This window comes from Holdemania sp., from assembly GCF_986127675.1.
This window is the reverse complement of the sequence record NZ_CFQZWI010000146.1, coordinates 1-5,307: the sequence shown is the minus strand read 5'-3', so window position 1 is coordinate 5,307 and position 5,307 is coordinate 1. Positions and strand designations below refer to the sequence as shown.

The window sequence follows — 5,307 nt, the reverse complement described above, 5'->3', positions numbered from 1 at the left end:
ATACCTATTGCGCTTTTTTGCGAAAAGCCCCGCTATTTCTTCATTTTTCATCATTTTTTCACAGAATGAAGACTCTTCTTAACACAAAAAAAGCGAACAACAAGCTCTTTTGTCCGCTTATAACCTCAGATTTCTCGTTTTTCAAGTTTAGTCGGAAATCACTTCGACGTTTAACCGCACGCGTTTCCCCAACCGCACCAGTTCCACGCCCGCCGCGTTGAGCATCTTTTTAGAAGCGATGACGTTATCTGCCGTCGCATATTTATCGTCTTCATAGACGATTTTCCGGATTCCGCTCTGGATGATCGCCTTGGCGCACTCATTGCAGGGAAACAGTGACACATACAGCGTGCAGCCGTGCAGATTACGCGTACTGTTGAGAATCGCGTTCAATTCGGCATGAACGACGAATGCGTACTTCGTTTCCAGCATACCGCCTTCCCGATCCCATGGAAATTCATCGTCGGAACAGCCGATCGGCAGACCGTTATAACCGATTCCGACCACCTTGTGCTCCTGATCGACGATGACCGCGCCGACCTGCGTTGAAGGATCCTTGGACCGCATCGCCGACAGATGCGCCAGGCCCATGAAATACTCGTCCCAGCTTAAAACATGTTCTCGCTTCATCGTTCATTTCCTCCTAAAGTGACGATCCCACGTAAGTTTCGACCATCTTCCTGCTTAAATGATCGCCGTAGAAGTCCAGATGCAGATCTTTCAGCATCTCCACGACCATCCGATCCGTTCCAGGATAGATCGTATCCAGCTCACGGGCCTGCGGCTGAACTGTCTTCAGGCCGAGGAACACAACCGCTACGCACAGCGCCACCATCGTATTCTTACGCAGCTGCGCCCACGAATCATTGCGAGTCAGCACGACGCTGATCAACAAGCCGCCGACAAAGCCGCCGAAATGCGCGGCCAGCGAAACGCCCGGCATCAGACTGATCATCAGGTTGATCATCAGGATCAAAAGGAACTGCGTCCGCAGCTGCGGCTGAAACAGAATCCGCGTCTGTATGCCGTATACCAGAAACGCCGCCAACAGACCGTACAGTCCGCCGCTGATGCCCATCGCCACAACGTTGCCGCTGCCTAAGAAGACAAACGCCGAGCCGAATAAAATCGAACCGAACAGAATGATCAGATAATTCCGCACGCCCATCAGCTTTTCACAAAGCATGCCCATGTTGTAAAGCGCCATCATGTTCATCAACAGATGCCACAGATCGACGTGGACGAACGCGCTCGTCAGCCAGCGCCAGTACTCATGCGCACCGACGACAAACGCTTTATAGTAGCCGCCTAACAAAATCGCGACGGAAACACTCACTTCCCCTGAGCCGCCCAATTCCCTGAACATCCAGGAGAACACCACGCTTAACAAATAAATGACAAGGCAGATGCCCATCAGAATCATCGTCGCTTTCGGCGGCGTCAGCGGTGATTTTGTCTGCGGACTTTGCGCACGCTGCCGCTGCAGCTCGGCCAGCTTCTGGGTGATCTTATTGTATTCCTGCTGCGGATCCTGGATCGGCTGAACCGCGTGGTCCAGACCCGGGAAGACTGCCGTCAGCTGCGGATCGGATACCGTCTGCGGCGAAATCGTCACCAGATCGATTTGTTCCTCCTGATCCTGCACCGCTTCGTCGCTGATATGAATATCCAGCAGATCACAGTTTCGGCGGAATAAATTCCGGATCGACTGATGGATCTTCAAAATCCGCGTCTTATCGAAAAACACCGTGCTCAAACGGGTTTGCGACAGCCGGATGACCGGGTATTCCGGATGCTTGGGATTCCCCAGCCAGATCTCGTCCTGCGCCTCGCGCAGAGAGATAAACTGATATTGGCAGACGGATATAAAGTAATACGCCAGCTGCAGCAACTGCACGTCTTTTTCAGTACAATTCATAGCCCGCTCCTCTCCTGGCGCAGCTGTGTTAACAGCGCTTCAAATTCCGGCGGCAGCGGCGCTTCAAACGTCATCCGCTCGCCGGTGGAAGGATGGGTAAACGACAGCTGGTAAGCATGGAGCATCTGGCCCTGCGTCGGCAGCGTCTTGCGCAGCGAATACTTCGGATCGCCGACGATCGGAAAGCCAATATACTTCATGTGCACGCGAATCTGATGCGTGCGCCCGGTTTCCAGACGGCAGCTGACCAACGTGTAATTGTCAAACCGCTCCACAACCTTGAAATGCGTAATGGCCGGCCGGGAGTTTTTCTCCGTGACCGCCATTTTCTGACGATCCTTTTCATCCCGTCCGATCGGCGCGTCGATCGTTCCGTATTCGTGATTGATCACGCCGTGCACCAGCGCATAATATTGCCGGCCGGCGGTCTTTTCCGCCAGCTGCTGCGCCAGCGACTGATGCGCATTGTCATTCTTGCAGGCGACGATCAGCCCGCTGGTATCCTTGTCGATCCGATGCACAATCCCCGGCCGCAGCACGCCGTTGATCCCCGAAAGATCATGGCAGTGCCAAAGCAGACCGTTGACCAGCGTATGATCCGGATTGCCTGGTCCCGGATGGACGACTAAGCCCTTTGGCTTGTTGATGACGATCACGTCGTGATCCTCATACACGACGTCCAGCGCCATTTCCTGCGGCTGCGCTTCCAGCGCTTCCTCATCCGGCAGCGTGACCTCGATCTCATCCCCGGCTTTCACTTTATAGCTGTTTTTGACTGGCAGGTCGTCGATCCGCACAGCTTCCTGGTCGATCAGCTGCTGAGCGCGGCTGCGCGAACAATCGTCCATCGCTGTGCTCAAGTATTTATCCAGGCGCACGCCCTGGTCTTGTTCCTCAACGATCAAAATGCGTGTTTCCATTAGTGTTTCTCTCCTTCCGGCTGGATCAGCGTGATCAGAATCAGCAATCCGACGCCGACGCACAGCGCCATGTCCGCCACATTAAAAATCGGAAAATCATATCCGAAGATAATAAAATCAAGGAAATCCCGAACATAGTGAAACGCCACGCGGTCGATCAGATTGCCCAGCGCGCCGCCGATCACCAGCACCGTTGCCATCCGCGTCCATGTCTCTTTCTTGTCCGTCTTCCATAAATACCAGGAGAAGCCAACGACAGCAACGGCAGTGATGATGTAGAAAAACATCATCTTCCCTTCGAGCAGACTCCAGGCCGCACCGGTATTCTGCGCGTAGGTAATATTGAAAAAACCGCGGATGACCGGAATGCTCTGGCCGAGCGTCATCGTCGACTGCACCCAGAACTTCGTCAGCATATCCAGCGCCAGCACCCCTGCCAGCAAGACAATTTCTTTTACTTTCATAACTTCCACCATTTTCTATAACGCTAGTATTGTACCATACGCCGATATGTTTTTCAAAGCCTACACTTGCGTGCCTTTGTTGTGTTTTTTTAAATGGATTCAGCGCTTTTTTTCAACTGTCCGCTCCCACAGCCGCACATGCACCCAATCACCGGGTTGTTTGCCGATCTGAGCGCGGATGTCCTTGCGCACGCCGAGAATGTGTCCGGGCGTGCCCATCCGCACCAGACTGCCCGAGTACGGGACACCGTCAAACTCGGCTGAAACCGCGGCCCGGCCGCGGCCGAATTCAGTCCGCACATCCCAGGGAAATTCAATATACGCCCCATCCAGCCCTTCAACCTTCCGGATGACAGCGTCAAACTCATAAATTTTCGGATTCATTTAAAAACCTCCTGCTTCTTAGTCTGGTTCTCAATTACACAGATCAGCCGGAGGAAGCCGCAGAATCCAGAAAATCCGCAATGCAAGAAAACCGCTGGTCAGCGGTTTTCTTGATTTCACTTCATGTCAAAACAGGATGGAAGCCAGCCTAAGCGCAGCGCACGCCAAACTGAACCAGCCGGGCCCGTGCCTGTTCCAGATCACGGTTAACATCTTCCGGATCATGGGCGTCGCTGGCCGTTATGACACGGTTGCCTGCCTCGGCCAGAATTTCCAGCCAGGTATCGGACAAGCCAAGATCTGAATGCGCGTAGCGCCAATGACAGCCGGTATTGCATTCCAGCACGATCCCCCGCAGCTGCGCTTCCTCAGCGATCTCACGGATTCGCGCCGGATCCATCGTCACATCCCAGGCCGCCATTTTCACGGTATCCGGATGGCCGATCTGATCGAATAATCCGCTTTGCACAGACTGCAGCACACAATCCAGATAGCGGTCAACGATCACCTGATGCGCATATTTCTGCCACAGCAGCGGCTGGGAAAACGGCATATCGTACAACAAACCGTCAATCGAATGAACGCTGCCCACCAGAAAATCCAGCGGCAATCCCCGGCAGATCTCCCGTAAGAACAACTCGCTTTCCGGCGTGTAGCAGACCTCCAGACCAAACCGAACCTCCAGCGGCCAGACGTGCTGCTTCATCTGCCGGACCAACTCCAGATATTCTGTTAAAGAATCTTTGAATTTTCCTTTTCCGCTCAGCCATTGCGCCTGCAGCGGATCAGCGTCGATTACGCTTTGATAGGCCGGACGGAATTCGCGGAAGCGATGGGTGTGATCCAAGATTTGCAGACAATCCAGCCCGGCTTTCTGCGCGGCCGCGACAAATTGTTCAACATACGCCACACTCAAAGGTCCGTGTTCCAAATGCACGTGCCCATCAATTTTTTGCATTCTGACCGCCTCCTGCCAAAGTTCTTAATATTCTTTCTTTTCTACGATTTTAACAGAGCAGGTCCAGGAAATCAACAGGCTGCCAAGAAACGCCGCGGCAACTCCGCCGATCATCACCGGCAGTGTGATCCAGTCTGTACTGAGATTCACCATTTCCAGCAACGCTGCCCCGCCGTAGCAGACTCCGAAGATCACGACGATCACCATCATCATCATCATTCGGCTTTTTTCCGCGCCGAATTTATAAATCATCGGGATTAAGACGAAGTCGATCACACACGCCGTCATTGAAATCAGAATTCCGGTGACAAATTGTTCGGCAAAACTGACTTCCGGCTGCATCGCAACTAAAAACAAGGACAACAACCCGTTAACCCCAATCGCCAGCACGCCCAGCAGAAGCAGAAACAGATATTTGGAAGCGACCAGCTTTTTGTGGCTGATCGGCAGCGTCGCGGCAAAGCTGTCCCAATGCGCCAGATCATCGTAGCTGAACGAGGAGATGACCAGCGACACGACGAGCAGCGAAATCATCGCGCCGATGACAGAAAAACCGTCGATCGCCATCATCGAAGCGATGAAGACAATCGCCATCAGCGAGAGCACACGGACAAATTCAGAGACGACAAAGAAGATCGGAAGAGCGTCGTGTAGGGAAAGAGT

The 5,307-nt window shown here is 53.3% G+C and carries 7 protein-coding genes; all 7 read right to left on the bottom strand.

The window, feature by feature from the left end:
* Positions 1–147: 147 nt before the first annotated feature.
* A complete protein-coding gene (locus AC5OW4_RS14330; RefSeq protein ID WP_072684342.1) occupies positions 148–630 on the bottom strand; it encodes a deoxycytidylate deaminase in 483 nt (160 codons plus the stop codon).
* Positions 631–643: 13 nt separating this feature from the next.
* Positions 644–1,918 carry a rhomboid family intramembrane serine protease gene (locus AC5OW4_RS14325; RefSeq protein WP_072684341.1) on the bottom strand — a complete coding sequence of 425 codons (1,275 nt, stop codon included), beginning with the start codon at positions 1,916–1,918 and terminating at the stop codon, positions 644–646.
* Positions 1,915–2,838, bottom strand: a complete 924-nt coding sequence (locus tag AC5OW4_RS14320; protein WP_195548443.1) for an RluA family pseudouridine synthase — start codon at positions 2,836–2,838, stop codon at positions 1,915–1,917. The genes AC5OW4_RS14325 and AC5OW4_RS14320 overlap by 4 nt, the downstream gene beginning before the upstream one ends.
* Positions 2,838–3,302 (bottom strand): signal peptidase II, encoded by a 465-nt coding sequence (gene lspA, locus AC5OW4_RS14315; protein WP_072684339.1) that lies wholly within the window; start codon positions 3,300–3,302, stop codon positions 2,838–2,840. The genes AC5OW4_RS14320 and lspA overlap by 1 nt, the downstream gene beginning before the upstream one ends.
* 99 nt (positions 3,303–3,401) lie before the next feature.
* Positions 3,402–3,686: a DUF1905 domain-containing protein gene (locus tag AC5OW4_RS14310; RefSeq protein WP_072684338.1), complete on the bottom strand. Its 285-nt coding sequence runs from the start codon at positions 3,684–3,686 to the stop codon at positions 3,402–3,404.
* Positions 3,687–3,834: 148 nt separating this feature from the next.
* The gene (locus AC5OW4_RS14305) at positions 3,835–4,644 is read right to left on the bottom strand and encodes a PHP domain-containing protein (RefSeq protein ID WP_072684337.1); all 810 of its coding nucleotides are present in this window, start codon (positions 4,642–4,644) and stop codon (positions 3,835–3,837) included.
* Positions 4,645–4,668: 24 nt separating this feature from the next.
* On the bottom strand, positions 4,669–5,307 hold a 639-nt coding region (locus tag AC5OW4_RS14300), incomplete at its 5' end, for an ABC-2 transporter permease (protein ID WP_493677130.1).